The 860-nt window shown below is 71.0% G+C and carries 1 protein-coding gene; it reads right to left on the bottom strand.

Translation table 11 applies throughout. From position 1 onward, the window contains the following. Nucleotides 1-6 precede the first annotated feature (6 nt). On the bottom strand, nucleotides 7-860 hold an 854-nt coding region (locus MOX02_RS30795; protein WP_147029541.1), incomplete at its 5' end, for an outer membrane protein.

Here is an 860-nt window from a genome sequence, read left to right as displayed (position 1 = left end):
AGGGTCTCAGTAGGAGCCGAACTTGTAGTTGAGGCCGGCGCGGACGACGGCGAACTCGTCGTTGCGGTTGCGGCCGGCGAAGCCCAGCGTGTCGTAGACCGGGACGAGGCCGCCGGCGGTGTTGAGGCCGCCCACCAGCGAGTTGGGGCCGGTCCGCCCGCGGTCGAGGTTCACGTACAGGCCTTCCACCTTCAGCGTCACCGCCGAGGAGCGGAAGAAGTTCAGGAAGGAGTCGGTCGGCAGCGCGTACTCGATGCCGCCGCCCACGGTCCAGCCGGTCAGGAAGTCGTCGCCGCGCGCCACGTTGGCGAACTGGCCGAGGCTGGTGTCGCCCGAGGCGTAGGCGAAGCCGCCGGTGCCGTAGATCAGGGTGCGGTCGAAGGCGTAGCCGAGGCGGCCGCGGACCGTGCCGAAGAAGTCGAGCGTGCTCAGCGTGCCGTTCACCGGCACGAAGTTCGGGTTGATGAAGTTGATGGCGCCGGCAGGCCCGACGTTGAAGCGGTTGTTCCGGCGGGCGCCGAAGTCGAGGTACTGGGCGTCGGCCTCGACGCCGACCACCACGCCCGAGCCCGGCGTGAACTGGTAGTTGTAGCCGATCTGGCCGCCGCCGGTGAAGCCGTCGCGCTCGGCCGAGCGGTAGGCCAGCGTGGCGCCGACCGGCAGGATCGAGGTGGCGACCGCCGCGCCGCCGGGGCCCGTCAGGGTGACCGGGTTGCCGGGGGTCTGCAGGAAGCCGTTGCGGTTCTCGCCGGTGTCGAAGGCGTAGCCGGCGTTGAAGCCCGCGTAGAAGCCCGTCCAGGTGAACACCGGAACCGGCGCGAACACCGGCGGCGGAGCGGCGCGACGCGGAAGGTCGGCGG

This window comes from Methylobacterium oxalidis (genome assembly GCF_007992195.1).
GTDB lineage: Bacteria > Pseudomonadota > Alphaproteobacteria > Rhizobiales > Beijerinckiaceae > Methylobacterium > Methylobacterium oxalidis.
The sequence above is the reverse complement of the archived record's forward strand: the minus strand, read 5'-3'. Positions and strand labels throughout refer to the sequence as shown.